Raw genomic sequence first — 15784 nt, forward strand, 5'->3', positions numbered from 1 at the left:
CCACGCCGGCGCTGGCCGTCTGCGTCTACGTGTCCTGGCGGATCATCCGTTGAGCGTGCAGGGGGCCAGCGCGGCCAGGCCGGCCGGCTTGCTGCCGGTGACGCGGCCGATGTCGATGGCGATGCGGTCCAGCACGGCGATCCGCTTGTCCTTCAACGGCCCGAGAATGGCATTGTTGATGAAGTTGGGACCGCCCTGCCCCTGCGAGGTGACCAACCGGTTGTCGGCCTCGCCGATCTCCTTGGCCAGGTTGGCCAGCTCGGCGGTGACGCCGGCCTGGGCGGCGGCGGGCACGGCCGGCAGCTTGCCCTCGACCGACGGGCAGTTGACGGTCGGGACGCCCGCCGCCGAAGCCGAAGTCGAGGTCGAGGTCGAGGTCGGCACCGAGACGGAGACCGTGCCCGGTGCGGCGCCGGCGGTGCTCAGGCTGCACGGCGCGAGGGCGTCGAGCCCGGCGGGCTTGGCCGCGTGCCGGCCGATGGAGATGGCGATGCGGTCGATGGTCGACACCCGCTTGTCCTTCAACGGCCCGAGAATGGCGTTGTTGACGAAATTCGGCCCGCCCTGCCCCTGAGTCGTGACCAGGCGCCGGTTCGCCTCGGCGATCTGGGTGTCGAGCAGAGTCAGGTTCCGCGTCACCTCGGCCTGGGACGCCGCCGGCACGGCCGGCAGCTTGTCCCGCACCGACGGGCAGACCACGGTCGGCACGGCGGCGGCGGCGTTGGCCGTGCCGCTGTGGGTGGCCACGACCGCCGCCCCGCCGAGCACTGCGGTGGCCCCGAGCACCACCGCGGCGACTCGAAACTTTCGCGGAACCGCCGCGTAACTGATCCTCATGACCAAACTCCTGTCCCGTCTGCCACGTCCCGATCTCGTTTACGAGGACCAAGAGCCACTCGGTTCACGAATCACCGGTATTCGACAGATTCGACGGATCAGTCCCGAGTGGACGGTCGCGAGGTGCTGGCGCGCGCGGCCAGCCGGGGCGGCAGCAGGCGGATCTCGGCGGGGGAGGAGCCGTCCAGCTGATCGACGACCATTTCGACGGCGAGCTCCCCCAGCAGTGCGGCCGGGACCTCGACGGTGGTGAGCGTGCAGGGATCGCCGCCGTGCGGCCCGACGGCGATCACCGAGACATCCTGCGGCACGACAAGTCCCCGTTGCCCGAGATCGTTCATCAGCGGCGTCAGGGCGACCTCGTTCTGGATCACCAGGGCGGTCACACCGGCATCGAGCAGACCGTCCAGGCATGCCTGGATGTTGTCGCCGCAGGCCCGGAAGACACCGAGCACCCCGTGGCGCTCGGCGGAGTCGAGAAACCCTTGCCGGAACCGAGCGGCGTGACTGACCCCACGTTCGTGCACGGCCGGCGGGGGCCCGACGAGCCCGACGCGGCGATGCCCGAGCTCGGCCAGATGCTCGACGCACAGCGCGGCGGCCGCCGCGAAGTCGAGGTCCAGGCAGGTGATCGCGTTGGGATGGTCCGGCACCCCGACCAGCACTGTCGGCCGATCAAGCGCGGTGAGCATCGGCACGCGGTTGTCGGCGGCGGTCACGTCGAGGGCGATCAGGCCGTCGGCGAGCGAGCCGACGACCGCCTCGCGCAGTTCGCCGGGATCGCCGTCCTTGGTCAGTAGCAACAGGTCCAGGCCGTGCGATCGCGCGGCGGCCGTGGCGGCGGCGGTGAAGCGCATGGCCGTCGGCGCCTCGATCCCGGGCCGCTGCGGGGCCAGTAACGCGAGTAGGTCGCTGCGTTCGAGGAGACCGCTGGCTCGGGGTCGGTAGCCGAGAAGTCGGATCTGCTGCTGCACCCGTCTTCGAGTCGCGGCGGACACCGTCCGCCTGCCGCTGATCACATAGGACACCGTGCTCGGCGCCACACCGGCGGCCCGCGCGACGTCGTGGATGGTGGCCACGGCCAGAAGTTAGTTGACGTTTCACGCAAACGCAAGGTCGGCCGACTCGAAACTGTCGAAAGCGCTGAACATGCTGCGAGGCAAAGGAAAATGGTACAGACCAACGTGGACGATCATGCTTGACCGGCCGGGGTCGGAATGGTTGGGTGAGCTCCCGCGACTTCGGAGCCGATGGTCGCTCGGTTACGCGAGGGTGCCCATGGCTGCGCACGACCTGGTCCGGCCGCCGATTCCGATGCCCACGCCCGAGGTCCGGCCGCTGCGGCTGGGCGCGACCTGGAACCCCGAGCTGGCCCGCCGGGTCGGCACGGCCTTCGGCGACCGGCACGCGGGCGAGGTCGTCGGCGTCCAACTGGACCAGGCTCTGCGGGATCCCCGGCTGGGCCGAAACGAGCTCGGCTACGCCGAAGACCCGCTGCTCGCCGCCCGATTGGCGGCCGCGCACCTGTTCGGCATGAGCGGCGCGTGCACGCCGGTGATCACCGATCTCGACGAGCAGGCGTGCTGCGGCCGTCGCCACGGCTTCAGCGCGCGGGCCCTGCACGAGCAGGAACTGCCGGTCTACCGCGCGGTCTTCGAAATCGGCGGCGCGCAGGGCCTGGTGCTGCCACGACATCTTTTCGACGACTCGCCGATGGTGGTCCGGATGCTGATCGAGGAGGGCGTTCGGCCGTGGAGCGACGGCCGCGCGCCGGTGCTCACCACCGGCGGCCCGGTCGTGCCGGCGATGAGGGCCGGCGCGGACGGCTTCGTCGGCAACGGCCAAGTCTTGGACGAACTCGTGGCGGCAGAAGGCCTCGACGCGGAGATCGCGGCGGCGACGGCGCGGATGGCCGCCGTGTTCGGGCGGGTGGGCGTGTCCTCGGGCGACGATCACGGCGGGCTGGATCTGGACGTCGCCCGTGAAGCCGTTGTGCTGCTGCGCAACGACGGCCTGCTGCCGCTGCTGGTCGGCCCCGGGATGCGGGTCGCCGTGGTGCATCCGGGCGGTTCGTGCGGCCTGTCGGCCGCGGTGCGACAGGTCGTCACCACTGCCGGCGGCACCGTCACATTGACCGGCGGCAACGACCGCGTGCGGCTGCGCGAGGCCGACGGCCGCCGCTGCCTGGTGGCCGCCGGCGGCGAGCTCCGGTTGGGTCAGCCGAGCGGCGGCAACGACGTGTTCGACGCCATAGAGTGGTCTCGGCACGTGTTCGAGCTGAGCAACGGACCCTGCCGTCAAGTGGTCGACCTCCGGCCGGCGAACGACGGCACGGTCACGCTCCGATACGTCCGAAATGGACAAACGGTTGTGCTGAAGACCATGCTCTGGGAACCCGTCGCCGACGGCGCCACGCTCGCGGCCGAGGCGGCGGCCGCGGCCGATGTGGCGCTGGTGGTGGTCGCCAACGACGCCGAGGACCGCCGCGACCGCGAGAACCTGTTGCTGCCGGCGCAGCAGGAGCGGACCCTGCGAGCGGTGCGGGCGGCGAACCCCAACACGGTGTTGGCGGTGTTGAGCAGTCATCCGTACGCGCTGGACTGGGCCGAGGCCAACATCGGCGGCATCCTCTGGAGCGCTCCCGGCGGCAAGACCGACGTCGCCGTGACGGAGGTGCTGTTCGGAGAACGCTCCCCGGCCGGCCGCCTGCCACAGACCTGGTACCGCGCAACGGACACCGGCTTCGACACCTACCTGTACCACTGCGCGGAACCGCTGTTCCCGTTCGGCCACGGCCTGAGCTACACCACCTTCCGCTACGACCCTCCGGTGCTCAGCGGCCGACAACTCCGTGCCGACGGGCGGATCACCGTGACGATCCGCGTGCACAACAAGGGCTTCCGCGACAGCGACGAGGTCGTGCAGCTCTACACCCGCCAACTGACCTCGCGCGTGCGCCAACCCCGGCGGCAGCTCCGGCACTTCACGCGGATCGCCGTGCCGGCAAGGACTTCGCGAACCGTCGCCTTCACGCTGACCGCCGACGACGTGTCGTTCTTCGACGTCGCCAGCCAGGACTGGGTGCTGGAGACCGCCGAGCACGAGGTCCTGGTCGGCGGCCACGCGGTCCGGTTCGACACCGTCGGCCAGGAGATCCCGATCCGGCGGCTCGCCGGCGCCTCGCTGATGTGCACCAGGGCCGACGAGGCCGCCGGCATGGTGCTGGTCGACGGCCCGGCGATGGAGGCGACGGGGCAGCGGTCATGGCTGGCCTTCCGCGGCTGCGACGCGACCGGCTGCCGGACGTGGAGCCTGGACGCGGAGAATCCGACGCAAGTGCCGCTGTATGTCGGGCTGCACCTGGACGACCCGAAGGGCCCGCTGATCGGGGTGCTGGCCGTGCCGCCGGGCTCGGGCCCGCAGCGCGCGCCGATCACCGGTGAGGCGCCAGGGATCCGTGACGTGTTCGCCGTGTTCACCCACCCCGGGCTGCGGGCCCGTCGTCTGATGTTCGGCTGACCCGTTCGGTTGCCCCCTGCGTAGTGACTGCCGTGAGACAGCGACGACGAGACCTGACCGAGCCGGTGACGGTCATCGGGGTCGCCGTCGCCGCCCTCGTCGCGGTTGTCGTGGTGCTCCAGAGCGTGGGCGCCGCCGGGGTCGCCACGGCACAGCGGCCGGTGACGACCACCGCCGTGCCGCCGCCTCAGCCGACGACCACCGTGGTGGCGCCCCCGACCACCACGAAGGCCGCCGTGCCGGCCGACATCCAGCTCGCGACGGCCGTCTACGACCTCCGGGAAAACGCTTTCGTGAGCCGCTCGGACGAGAACCAGCCGTTCGCCGCCGAGTCGCTGACCAAGCTGCTCATCGCCACCGACCTGGCCGCGGCCGGCAAGCTGACCGGGGACAACCTGCCCAAGGTGCAGCGCATGCTGTCCACCAGCGATGACACCACCGCCAACCAGTTGTGGACCGCCGACGGCGGCCCGCAGATCGTCAGCCGCGCGGTGCGGTCCATGGGCCTCAAGCGGACGATCCCGCCGCGCGACCCCGGCCGTTGGGGCGACACCAGCACCACGGCCGCCGATGTGGTGCGGATCTACCAGCACATCGTGACGACGATGCCGGCGGCGCAGCGTGACGTCCTGCTGGCCGACCTGGCCACCACGGCCCGCGCCGCCGACGGCACCAACCAGGATTTCGGCATCACCGCGGCCCTTCCCGACGGCGAGTGGTGGGCCAAGCAGGCCTGGGCGTGCTGCCGTCCGGCCTGGGACGTGCACACCACCGGCCTGGTCGGGGCCGATCGGCGCTACGTCGTGGTGGCGCTGAGCCAGCAGCCCGTGGCCGGCGGCTTCGGCGGCGCCACCCGGGTCATGACGACCGTGGCCAAGAACCTGGTGGCGGGCCTACAGATCCAGCACCAGGTCGTCGGCGGGGCGTGAGCAGCACACCAGCGCCTGGCCCGGCTCTGGTGGCTCCAGCGGATCCGGCTGGTACCGCACGTCCCCGGACAGCACCGGCGTCATGCAGGTGTGGCAGACGCCGGTTCGGCAGGCCCAGCGGGTCGGCACGTCACAGGCTTCCGCCAGCTCCAACAGGTTCTCGAAGTCCCTGCGCCAGGGGACGGTGATTCCGCTGCGGGCAAAGGTGATCCGCGGGCCGGTGCCGACAGGGCCCTCCGGCTGGTGCGGCGTCTTGGTCACGGCGCCGACAATGCCGGGGTTGATCGCCGGCAATGCGCCGAACAGTTCCGAGTGGACGTCCGTGATGCCAAGTTCCTTCAGCGCCAAGGTCATGTCGTCCATGAAGCCGGCCGGACCGCACATGTAGGCGCTGGCGTTGGTCGGTAGATCCAAGGCCTGCAAGGCATCGGCGTTCAACCGATGGCCCTCGGACGTGTAGTAGACGTGCTCGTGGGCCTCCGGAAGATCGCCCAGCAGCTGACGCACCTCGTCGGCGAAGGCGTGATCGGCGGCGGAACGAGCGGTGTGCAGCCACCACACCTCGCGCGTGCTTCCTTTGAGCGCCCGTAACATCGCCAGCACCGGCGTGATGCCGACGCCCGCCGACAGCAACACCACCGGGGAATCGCTGTCCACCAAGGTGAAGTCGCCACGCGGCGCGGCAACGTCCAAGGTGTCGCCCTCGCGGATCTTGGTGTGCAGGAAGGTGCTGACCGCGCCGTCGCGTTTCACGCTGATCCGGTATCCGTCCTCGGACGCCGCCGACAGCGAGTAGCTCCGCACCTGGGAATCGGCCCGTACGGTCAGGAACTGGCCGGGGAGTGGAGTGGGCAGCGCCGAACCGTCCGGTGTGGACAGATGGACGGAGGCGATGGTCGTGCTCTCCGGCACGATCTTCGTCACCCTCAGCGGCCGGAACCCGGGCCAACCGGTCGTGACGGGGGAAGCCTTGGGCTCCAACAGGTCCCGGAACGAGGACTGCCAGCCCGGGCTCAGCGCCGGGATGTCCACGGCCTTGCGCAGTTGGACGACGTCCCGGTTCGGCAGATACAGCAGGGCGTCGATGTCGGCGACGTTCATCTCGTGCCGCCCGACCGCCGTGCGCACGATGTCGTCGCCGGCCCGCACCTCGCCCTCGCGGATCACCCGCAGGTAGAAGCCCGGCCGGTGCCGGGCCACCAGGAGCGAGGGGATTTCCGGCTCGTTCAAACGCATTCCGACGCGGAAGCAGGTGACACGGGGCTGCGTGACCTCGAACTCGGCGTTCCCGATGCGGTACCGGTCGCCGATGTGCACCTCGTCGTCGAGCAGCCCGTCTACGGTGAAGTTCTCGCCGAAGTTGCCGTACTCCAGGTCGTCGCGGCCCAGCTCGTCACGCCAGTAGTCGTAGGACTGTTGCTGGTAGACCAGCACGGCCCGCTGCTCGCCGCCGTGGCCGCCCAGATCGCCCTGCCCGTCACCGTCCACATTGAGCGTGCGGGCCATGCGCGGGCCCTCGACCGGGTGTTTGAAGATGCCGGTGTGCACGGTCCGGCCCTGCCAGGGCACGTCCTTGGGCATCCCGACATTCAGTGACAACAGGCGTGCCATGGTCTCGGCTCCTTCAGCCCTGGCGGGTGCGCTGGTAGTGCCGGCGGGCCTTCATGCGGTTGCCGCACACGGCCATCGAGCACCAGCGGGCGCTGTTCGGCTTGCTGTGGTCGATCAGGAACAGCCGGCACTCCGGGTTGGCGCACGCGCGCAGCCGGCCGGGGTTGTCGGTGCGCAGCTTGTCCCAGGCCAGCACGGCCCGAGCGGCGGCGGTCCGGCCCGCCGGCAGGTCGGGCGCCCAGGCGATGCCCTCCTCGGCCAGTGACGCCCGGTAGGCGATGCCGTCGACGTAGGGACGCAGCGATTGTGGTGTGGAGTGCCCGCGCACGACACCCTGGAGCGCGTTTCGGGCGCTGACCAGGGCCCGCCACTCGTCGTCGGTGGGCTCCTGGCCGTGTTCCCGCAGCCAGTCGTGGCCGGCCTCGGCGTTGTCGAGGGTGTCACGCTGCGTGCCCTCCACGACGGGGGTCGTGTTGAGCAGGTTCAGCAGCAGTGTCTCGTCCGTCATTCCTAACCTCCAACCTCGGGCTTGACAGGTTATATCAAATCATGTTTCGATCTAACCAGTCAAGCCAGTTAGAAAGGTTAGAAGCCATGATGACGATGTCTCCGCGACGGACCGCCACCGGCGGCGCCGGTGTGCTCGTTGCCGCCATCGCGCTGGCCCTGACCTGGGCAAACCTCGCCCCGTCGGCCTACGCCGAGTTCTGGGCGCTGCCGCTGGACGTGCGGCTCGGGCCGCTGTTGGCGGCGCTGAGCCTGCGGGACTGGGTCAACAGCGGGCTGATGACGCTGTTCTTCCTCGTCGTCGGGCTGGAGGCGCGGCGCGAGATCGACCTCGGCGACCTGCGTGACCACCGCCGCCTGATCCTTCCCGTGGCCGCCGGCCTGGCCGGTATGGCGCTGCCGGTGCTGATCTACCTCGGCATCAACGGCGGCGGGCCCAGCGCGCGTGGCTGGGGCGCGGCCATGTCCACCGACACCGCGTTGGCGCTGGGCGTGTTCAGCGTGGTCGGGCGGGGCCTGCCGGACCGGATCCGCACGTTCGTGCTGACCGTGTTCGTGGTGGACGACATCGTCGCGCTGGTGGTCATCGCCGTGGCCTACAGCGGCCAGATCCGGCCGCTCGGGCTGGCCGTCGCCGCCCTGGCCTACGGCGGAGTGCTGATCTTCCGGCGGCGGATGCCGGTGTTCGCCGTGCTGACGTTGACGGTGTGGGGCGGGCTGCTGGCGTCGGGCATCGACCCGGTGGTGGCCGGACTCGCCGTCGGCCTCGCGACTTCGGCGCACCTGCCCCGGCGGAACGCGCTGATCGAGGCGACGACGTTGGTGCGGCTGTTCCGTGAGCAGCCGACGCCGGAGCTGGCGCGGACGGCGACCATGGGGCTGACGTCCACGTTGTCGGTCAACGCTCGGCTCCAGCACGTGTTCCACCGCATGACCGGCCTGCTCGTGGTGCCGCTGTTCGCGCTGGCCAACGCCGGGATCACGCTCGACATGCGGCAGTTGGTCACGCCGATCACCATCGGCATCGTCGCCGCCTACGTGCTGGGCAAGCCGATCGCCGTGGTGGGCGCCTCGTGGCTGGTCACCAGGCTGAGCGGCGGGGCGTTGCGGCCGCCGGTCGGGTGGGCGGCGGTGCTGGGCAGCGGCTCGATCGCCGGCGTCGGATTCACGGTGTCGCTGCTGATCGCCGACCTCGCTTTCACCGGGCCGCTGTTGGATCAGGCCAAGGTCGGCGTCCTTGCCGCCGCTGTCGGGGCTTCCGCGCTGAGCTTCGTCGTCTACCGCGTGACGGCCGCCCTGCCCGATCCGCTGCGGACCCGTGTGCTGCTGGGGAAAGCCCGCCAGCTCACGGATCTCGTGCCGGCGGTCGACATCGAGCGTGATCACGTGCGGGGGCCTTTCGACGCCACGGTGACCGTCGTGGAGTACGGGGACTTCGAGTGCCCGTGGACGGCGATGGCCGCCCCGACCGCTCGGGAGCTGTTGGCCGACAACGCGGACATCCATTACGTGTGGCGGCATCTGCCGCTGCCCGATGTGCACCCGCACGCGCAGCTGGCCGCCGAAGCGGCGGAGGCGGCAGCGGAGCAGGGCGCGTTCTGGGACATGCACGACATGTTGCTGGCCAACCAGAGCGACCTCGGTCTGGAGGACGTCGTCACCTACGCCGCCATGCTGGGCCTGGACATCGACCGGTTCCGCGACGACCTGCGCCGCGTCGAGGCCCGCGTGGCGCGGGACGTCGAGTCGGCCGACCTCAGCGGAGTTGCCGGCACACCAACGTTTTTCATCAACGGTCGCCGTCACGACGGGCCGCAGGACCTGGCCTCGCTCAACGGCGCCATCGAGACCGCGCGGACCCACGCCGTCGCCTTCGCGACAGCCTGAACGAGGAGATGAAGTCATGGGATTGGCATGGCAGCAAGGACCGTTGTCCAGCAAGGCGGTCGGACACTTCCTGACGCCGGAGCCGCTGCCCGAGCGGCTGTTGTTCGTGGAGCCGCTGCGCCGCCGGATGCGGGTGCAGCTGGGCGGGGAGTGGATCGCCGACAGCGAGGACGTCGTGCTCCTGCACGAGCCCGGGAAATACCCGGTGGCGTACTTCCCGCTGTCCGATGTGGTCGAGGGCTTTTTGTCAGTGGAGACCCGGACGACCATGCACAAGGATCTCGGCGCCACGGCGTGGTTCTCCGTTGCGGGCAAGCCCCACGCCGCGTGGCAGTTCAGTGATCTTCCTTCGCACGCCTCGGTTCTGCGGAACCGGGTTGCCTTCGCTTGGCGGGCCATGGACGCCTTCTACGAGGAGGACGAGCGGATCTTCGGGCATGCCGCCGACATGTACCACCGGGTCGACATCCGCAAGACCTCCCGGCACCTCGTCGTCCGCGACGGCGATCGGGTGATCGCCGACACGCACACCCCGTTGGCGCTGTACGAATCCGGCTTCGACGTCCGGTGGTACGTCCCGCGTGAGGACGTCGATATGGCTGCTTTGGAGTCGGTCGCGGGTCAGACATTCTGCCCCTACAAGGGTTTGGCCAGTTACTACGACATCGGCGCCCGTCGCCGTGCCGCCTGGGGCTACCCGGACGCGTGGCCGGAGGTCGCCGCCGTGTCCGGCCTGATCTCGTTCGAGCCGGACGTCGTGGACGTCTGGCTGGACGACCGGAAGCTGTCCCTGGCCCCCGGTCAGACCGTTGTGCCGCACGGTGTCGACCGTGGCCTTGACGCCGATGAACTGTCCTCGAAGGGAAACTGACATGTCTCTGGAGAACCGCACCGTCCTGGTCATCGGCCGCAGCTCCGGCATCGCCCATGCCGTCGTCGAAGCCGCTACGAAGGCCGGCGCCACCGTTGTCGTCGCCGGCCGGGACGAGGTCGACGTCACCGATGAGGCCAGCATCGCCGCCCTGGCCGCGCGGCTGGGCCACGTCGATCACGTCGTGTCGACCGCGTCGGCCCGGGCCCGGGGCACCGTCGAGACGTTGACCCGCGAAGCGGTGCTCGCGTCCTTCGGTGTCAAGGCGATCGCGCCGATCTTCCTGGCCAGGCACTTCGCGCCGCTGATGCCGGCCGACGGCTCCTTCGTGTTCCTGTCCGGCGCTTCCGCGCGCAAGGTGATGCCCGGCATGCTCGCCGTCGGTGGCACCAACGCCGCCCTCGACGCCATCGTTCGCGGCCTTGCCGTTGAGCTCGCGCCCATCCGCGTCAACGCCGTGTCGCCCGGCACCATCGACACCGGCGCCTACGACGCCCTCGGTCCGGAGACCAAGGCCACCCTGTTCGCCACGCGTTCCGCCACCAACCCCGCGCGCCGCATCGGCGCTCCCGAAGACATCGCCCGTGCCGTCCTGTTCGCCCTCGATTCCACCTTCATGACCGGCGCCTCGCTGGGCATCGACGGTGGGGAACCGCTGGTGTGAGATGACTACCACCGTGCTCGGCCCGATCCCGCCCATCGTCATCAAGCGAGGCAAGTGATGGATTTCCGCATCGAGGTGCTCACCCTTCCCGTCGGCGACGTCGACCGGGCCCTGCGGTTCTACGTGGACCGGGCCGGCTTCGCGCTGGACGTCGACTACCAGCCCACGCCGTCCTTCCGGGTCGTGCAGGTCACCCCGCCCGGCTCCGCCGCCTCCGTCCAATTCGGACTCGGGCTGACCGACGCGGCGCCGGGTTCCGCCCGGGCCAACTACCTGGCCGTGCCGGACATCGAGGCCGCCCATGCCGCGCTCAGCGCCCGTGGCGTGAGCGTGTCGGCGGTGCGCCACAAGGCTTCCGCCGACTGGCAGGGCGACTTCGTGCCCGGCGTCGACCCCGAACGCCGTCCCTACGCCAGCTTCCTCGACTTCGCCGACCCGGACGGCAACACCTGGATCGTCCAGGAAAAGCCCTAGTGGCGCAGGAACCGGAACGCCGCCCGCACCTCGGTGGTGAACAGCTCCGGTTCCTCCCACGCGGCGAAGTGCCCGCCCTTGTCCACCTTGTTGAAGTAGACCAGCTTGCGATAGGCGCGCTCCGCCCAGCTGCGCGGAGCCTGATAGATCTCGCCCGGGAACACCGTGATCGCCGCCGGTACCGAGACGTCGACCGCGTTGAAGTTGTTGGCGTTGTTCTCGTAGTACAGCTGGGAAGCCGAGTTGGCCGTGCCGGTCAGCCAGTACAGGCTGATGTCGTCGAGCATCTCGTCCCGGGTCAGCGACCGCTCCGGCACGCCGTCGCTGTAGGTCCAGTCCGCGAACTTGTCGTACATCCACGCCGCCAGGCCAACCGGCGAGTCGGCCAGGCTGTAGCCGACGGTCTGCGGGCGCGTCACCATCATGCCCGCGTAGCCGGAACCCCTGGTGTACAAGGCGTTCATCTTCTTGAAGGCGGCCAGCTCGTCCGGGGCCAAGCCGGCCGGCGGCGGGTCGCCGGCCTGGAGGGCGCGGGCGATCTCCGGCGGGACCGTCGCCGGCATGTTCACGTGGATGCCGAGCAGGCCCGGCGGCTTCTGTTGCGCCAGCACGTCCGAGACCACCGAGCCCCAGTCGCCGCCCTGCGAGACATAGTGCTCGTAGCCCAGCCGGGCCATCAGCGTCTGCCAGGCCCGGGCGATGCGATCCGGGTTCCAGCCCGGCGTCGTCGGCTTGCCCGAGAAGCCGTAGCCCGGCATCGACGGGATCACCAGATGGAAGGCGTCCTTGGCGCTGCCCCCGTGCTTCGTCGGGTCCGTCAGCGGCTCGATCACCTTCAGCAGCTCGAGAACCGACCCCGGCCAGCCGTGCGTGACCACCATCGGCAGCGCGTCCGCGTGCTTCGACCGCACGTGCAGGAAGTGGATGTCCAGTCCGTCGATCGTGGTCATGAACTGCGGCAGGGCATTCAGCCTCGCCTCCACCTTGCGCCAGTCGTACCGGGTCCGCCAGTACTGCACCAGCGACCTCATCGTCTCCAGCCGCACCCCTTGATCCCGGCTGCCCACCGTCTCCGGCGACGGCCACTTCGTCTCTGCCAGCCTCCGGTACAGATCGTCCAGATCCCGCTGCGGCACATTCACCCGGAACCGTCTGATCGACCCGTTCGCCTCGGCCGCCGCCGGCGCCGCCAGCCCTGTGGCCGCCACCGCCCCCGCCGCTCCCGCTGACGCGGCAAGGAAAGTGCGCCGTGAGTGCTCGGACATGCCCGCCTCCCACTGTGATGTCGGTGCCCCGACGTTAGGGGAGGATCGGTCACATCGACCCGGTCCTGTGCTTGTGTGCGCCACGGAACAGCACTTTCACCCGATTCCCCGCACACTTCGCGCCCACGGTGGCTGTGCTTGTGGCGCTGTGCTTATTGGCGCCGCCTTCGGCGTCGCGTGCTCGGCCCCCATCAAGCCCCTGCCTCGCCCTTGCTGGATTTTTCGAGGCCCGCGTTGGCTTGGGTGGTGGGGTGCGTTGGGTGGCGGACCTCGAAAAATCCAGCAACCGGGCGAAGCAGGGGCGGGGCCGAGCGCTCTTTGGTGTTGGGGGTGGTAGATCAGTGCAGCGGGGGGAGGTCGAGGTTGGCGAGGCGGTCGGGGTCGGCGAGGATGTTGATCTCGACGATGCGGCCGGCGTGGACTGTGGGGGAGAAGACGGCGCGGGCCTTGCCGCCGACGACGACATGGACGGCGACCTGGACTCCATCGCCGGCTGCCGTTCCGAGCTGCATGGGACATCCCCGAAGCTACGGGGCTTCTCAACTCGTGACGCCGAATTCCGTATCGTGGCAACAAGGATCCGGCAATGGCTCGAATCCGGTGTCCAAGCCGACGAGATCGCGGTCGCCACGCGCTCGAACTGGCCCGGTGAGCGGATCCGGGAGTTCCTGGCCGGTGAGCAGCTGCCCGTTCACCTGCTGTCCGACGGGAAGTCCGCCGACACCGAGATCTCGGTGGGCACAATGCACCGGGTGAAGGGCCTCGAATTTCGCTGCCTGGTCGTCGTAGGGTCGGCGCCAAGCACAGGCCGGCGCCCAACGCGGTGACGCCGGTCGAGGAAGACGTGCAGGCACATGAGAGAGATCGACAGCGAGAGCGCTGCCTGTTGTTCGTGGCCTGCACACGAGCCCGCGAGCAGCTCTCGGTGACATGGCACGAGTCACCGAGCCCTTTCCTGTCGTTCTAGCGCAGTGCCTCCCGCGCTGAGCGCGGGAGGCACTGTCGGAGATGAGCCGAGATCAGGCGGTGGTCAGCTGGACCGCGGTCCAACGCTGGTTGGGAAGGTTGTTGACGCCCCACATGTGGACCACGGTGCCGTTGCCGGTGCCGTCGTTGAAGGCATCGGCGTACTTGCCGGTGAGCACGCTCTGGATGCCGAACGAACCGTTGTCACCCTGGGGGAAGACGAACTGCTGCGAGCCGCCGCTGTGGCAGGTGAACTGCACGAGTGGCGTGTCGTTGGCAGTGTCGCCGTGAAGCACGTCCAGGCACTTGCCCGACTGCTGGTTCTTCAGCGAGAACTTGTGATCACCCAACGGGATGACCGTCCAGACCTCTTTCGCGCTCGGCACGCAGTCCCAGATCTCCATGCCGGCCAGGTCCTGATTGGCGCCCTCGTCGGGGTTCTCCCACAGGCCGGCCACCTGCAGGCACCGCCCGGAATGCACGCCCTTGAGATTGATGGTGCCCGGGGTCAGGTCGAGCAGGCCCTCGTGGTGACTGGGGTCGATGATCCGCCAGTTCTGGTCGATCGAATTGGTGTTGGTGTACTGCACCACGAGCGAGGCGTTCGCTGTGCCGTTGTCGGCGACGGTGGCGTACTTGCCGGTGCCGACGTTCTGGATCTGGAACGAGCCGTCGGTGTTCTCGACGAACCGCCACCACTGGGTCCCTGCGCCGTTGCACGTGTTCTGCACGATGTTGTCACCGTTGACATCCATGCACTTCTTGGACATCAGGTTCACCAGCGAGTACGTGTCGTCCGCGGCGCGGACCAGTTCCCAGACCTGCTTCACACCGCGCAGGCAGTCCCACAGCTCGGTGACGGCGCCGTCACCGTGGGCGGCGTCGCCAGGGTTCTCCCACAGCCCGGCGACCTGGAGGCAGCGACCGGACCTGCTGGCCTGGAGCTCGATCACGCGGTGGTCGGCCGGCTTCATCAGGTCGAGCTTGGCCGCCTCGTGCGCACCAGTGTTGAGGAACGCGTGCCACTCCAGGACAGTGCCGGCCAGAGCAGTGCGCGCAGCGGCGGCCAGGTTCGGCAGGTAGCCGTCGGCGACGGCCTGGTCGAGGATGACCTGAACCTTCTTCTTGGCTGCGATGGCATCGAGCCGATCCTGCTCGTCGATGTCGGCCCGGTGCGCGGCGTGCACGCCGTTGACGATGAAGTCGTGCCACACAGCCGTGTCCCTGCTGTCGTACGCGGTCTGCGCCGCCGTTTTGACCTGGGCGCCGGTGGCGCGCTTGATGAGTTCCCAGATGAACTCGTGGTCGGGCAGGTTCTTCACGTCGTCGGTGGCGGTCGCCTGGGTGGCCGCGGCCCAGGCGCTGGCCTTGGCCTTGATGTTGGCCTCCTTCGCCGCCCGCTCCCGTTCCTCGGTGTCCTGCTGTTCGATGGCCCGCTGGCGGTCGGCGTTGGACGCTATGTAGATGTCGGTGACGATGAACCTGGTGCGCTGGTCGTCGGTCGAGTTCGTGCTGAGTACGGCCGCGGCGCCCTTCTTGACGTCACTGCCTTCCGCGGCGTGCTGCCAGAGCGCGAAGACGAAGTTCTGCAGCGACACGTCGAGCATCGACTGCGGCACGTCGGTCCACAGGATCTCCCTGGCGGCGTCCAAGCGCTGATGGTCGCGTACCGCCTTCTGGCCCAGTTCGATCGCGTCCAACTGCGCGGCGCTGTGGATGTCGATCTCGATGAAACGCTTGCACGCCAGCTCATCGACGGTGTCGGTGAACGCCTTGAGGGCATCGGCCTTGATGTGGGTGCCTTCTGCGGCCGCCGACCACAGCGCGATGACGAAGTTCTTGTCGCTCAGGGCGAGCTTGTCCGGCGTGACGGAGAAGCCCTGGATCTCGCGGCCGGCCGAGACTTTGGCTGCATTGCTGGATTCCGGGGCCACGGAGGTGGCTGCGGACGCGGTCGGCGCCGTCATCGGGCCGGCGGCGAGGCCGGCAGCGATCGTGGCCGAGATGGCCAGCACGGCGAATCCGCGCATGCGGCGGCCGACCAGATTGGATCTGGACAAGCGTTCCCCCCAGAGATTCTGTTGGTATGTATAGCAGAACCCGGCCACTCCCGATGGCCTTTTGTCGAGGCACACTCGCACAGACCGGACATTCAGTGCAAGGTGGCGTGAGTCACGTTACTCGGGCATAGCTCGCGTAGCGTCATCCGGCCATGCTAGGAGGTCACGACGGGCGGCACGCCCGGAAACCACTG

The 15784-nt window shown here is 69.3% G+C and carries 13 protein-coding genes; 7 read left to right on the plus strand and 6 right to left on the minus strand.

Going from position 1 to position 15784, the window contains the following annotated elements:
* Positions 1–42: 42 nt before the first annotated feature.
* Entirely contained in the window at positions 43–837 is a 795-nt protein-coding gene (locus AB0M73_RS02330; protein ID WP_363885824.1) for a hypothetical protein, read from the minus strand.
* 98 nt (positions 838–935) lie between these two features.
* Entirely contained in the window at positions 936–1916 is a 981-nt protein-coding gene (locus AB0M73_RS02335; protein ID WP_363885825.1) for a LacI family DNA-binding transcriptional regulator, read from the minus strand.
* Between the two features lie 199 nt (positions 1917–2115).
* Between AB0M73_RS02335 and AB0M73_RS02340 the strand changes: the two genes are divergently transcribed.
* Together AB0M73_RS02340 and AB0M73_RS02345 are read left to right on the plus strand one after the other, a co-directional pair.
* A complete protein-coding gene (locus tag AB0M73_RS02340) occupies positions 2116–4356 on the plus strand; it encodes a glycoside hydrolase family 3 C-terminal domain-containing protein (RefSeq protein WP_363885827.1) in 2241 nt (746 codons plus the stop codon).
* Between the two features lie 32 nt (positions 4357–4388).
* The gene (locus tag AB0M73_RS02345) at positions 4389–5285 is read left to right on the plus strand and encodes a serine hydrolase (RefSeq protein ID WP_363885829.1); all 897 of its coding nucleotides are present in this window, start codon (positions 4389–4391) and stop codon (positions 5283–5285) included.
* On the opposite strand, the gene AB0M73_RS02350 is transcribed toward AB0M73_RS02345, so the two are convergent.
* The gene (locus AB0M73_RS02350) at positions 5250–6896 is read right to left on the minus strand and encodes an MOSC and FAD-binding oxidoreductase domain-containing protein (protein WP_363885831.1); all 1647 of its coding nucleotides are present in this window, start codon (positions 6894–6896) and stop codon (positions 5250–5252) included. The genes AB0M73_RS02345 and AB0M73_RS02350 overlap by 36 nt on opposite strands.
* Positions 6897–6909: 13 nt before the next feature.
* Positions 6910–7404, minus strand: coding sequence for a CGNR zinc finger domain-containing protein (locus AB0M73_RS02355; RefSeq protein WP_363885833.1), 495 nt, complete (start codon positions 7402–7404; stop codon positions 6910–6912).
* Between the two features lie 86 nt (positions 7405–7490).
* On the opposite strand from AB0M73_RS02355, the gene AB0M73_RS02360 reads away from it, so the two are divergent.
* From AB0M73_RS02360 to AB0M73_RS02375, 4 genes are read left to right on the plus strand one after another with little or no spacing between them, the layout of a single operon-like run.
* A complete protein-coding gene (locus AB0M73_RS02360; protein WP_363885835.1) occupies positions 7491–9290 on the plus strand; it encodes a Na+/H+ antiporter NhaA in 1800 nt (599 codons plus the stop codon).
* A 16-nt stretch (positions 9291–9306) separates the two neighbouring features.
* Positions 9307–10161, plus strand: coding sequence for a DUF427 domain-containing protein (locus AB0M73_RS02365; RefSeq protein ID WP_363885837.1), 855 nt, complete (start codon positions 9307–9309; stop codon positions 10159–10161).
* A 1-nt stretch (position 10162) separates the two neighbouring features.
* Positions 10163–10825 carry an SDR family oxidoreductase gene (locus AB0M73_RS02370; protein ID WP_363885839.1) on the plus strand — a complete coding sequence of 221 codons (663 nt, stop codon included), beginning with the start codon at positions 10163–10165 and terminating at the stop codon, positions 10823–10825.
* A gap of 57 nt (positions 10826–10882) precedes the next feature.
* Positions 10883–11299, plus strand: a complete 417-nt coding sequence (locus AB0M73_RS02375) for a VOC family protein (RefSeq protein ID WP_363885841.1) — start codon at positions 10883–10885, stop codon at positions 11297–11299.
* Here AB0M73_RS02375 and AB0M73_RS02380 read toward each other — a convergent pair.
* Positions 11296–12564, minus strand: coding sequence for an epoxide hydrolase (locus AB0M73_RS02380; protein ID WP_363885843.1), 1269 nt, complete (start codon positions 12562–12564; stop codon positions 11296–11298). The two genes, AB0M73_RS02375 and AB0M73_RS02380, sit on opposite strands and share 4 nt — an antisense overlap.
* A gap of 260 nt (positions 12565–12824) precedes the next feature.
* Here AB0M73_RS02380 and AB0M73_RS02385 point away from each other — a divergent pair, with 260 nt between their 5' ends.
* Positions 12825–13391: a hypothetical protein gene (locus AB0M73_RS02385; protein ID WP_363885845.1), complete on the plus strand. Its 567-nt coding sequence runs from the start codon at positions 12825–12827 to the stop codon at positions 13389–13391.
* Between the two features lie 192 nt (positions 13392–13583).
* Here the strand turns inward: AB0M73_RS02385 and AB0M73_RS02390 are convergent, their stop codons facing one another.
* On the minus strand, positions 13584–15590 hold the full coding sequence (locus AB0M73_RS02390) for an RICIN domain-containing protein (protein WP_363885847.1): 2007 nt from the start codon (positions 15588–15590) through the stop codon (positions 13584–13586).
* Positions 15591–15784: the final 194 nt, after the last annotated feature.

It is taken from the genome of Kutzneria sp. NPDC051319, assembly GCF_040682195.1.
In the GTDB taxonomy this organism is placed as follows: Bacteria; Actinomycetota; Actinomycetes; order Mycobacteriales; family Pseudonocardiaceae; genus Kutzneria.

Excerpts from the sequence above, each read along its gene's own strand:
- AB0M73_RS02360 (WP_363885835.1), top strand. The coding sequence starts at position 7,491 with ATGATGACGATGTCTCCGCGACGGACCGCCACCGGCGGCGCCGGTGTG.
- AB0M73_RS02330 (WP_363885824.1), bottom strand. The coding sequence starts at position 837 with ATGAGGATCAGTTACGCGGCGGTTCCGCGAAAGTTTCGAGTCGCCGCG.
- AB0M73_RS02375 (WP_363885841.1), top strand. The coding sequence starts at position 10,883 with ATGGATTTCCGCATCGAGGTGCTCACCCTTCCCGTCGGCGACGTCGAC.
- AB0M73_RS02350 (WP_363885831.1), bottom strand. The coding sequence starts at position 6,896 with ATGGCACGCCTGTTGTCACTGAATGTCGGGATGCCCAAGGACGTGCCC.
- AB0M73_RS02355 (WP_363885833.1), bottom strand. The coding sequence starts at position 7,404 with ATGACGGACGAGACACTGCTGCTGAACCTGCTCAACACGACCCCCGTC.
- AB0M73_RS02365 (WP_363885837.1), top strand. The coding sequence starts at position 9,307 with ATGGGATTGGCATGGCAGCAAGGACCGTTGTCCAGCAAGGCGGTCGGA.
- AB0M73_RS02340 (WP_363885827.1), top strand. The coding sequence starts at position 2,116 with ATGGCTGCGCACGACCTGGTCCGGCCGCCGATTCCGATGCCCACGCCC.
- AB0M73_RS02380 (WP_363885843.1), bottom strand. The coding sequence starts at position 12,564 with ATGTCCGAGCACTCACGGCGCACTTTCCTTGCCGCGTCAGCGGGAGCG.
- AB0M73_RS02370 (WP_363885839.1), top strand. The coding sequence starts at position 10,163 with ATGTCTCTGGAGAACCGCACCGTCCTGGTCATCGGCCGCAGCTCCGGC.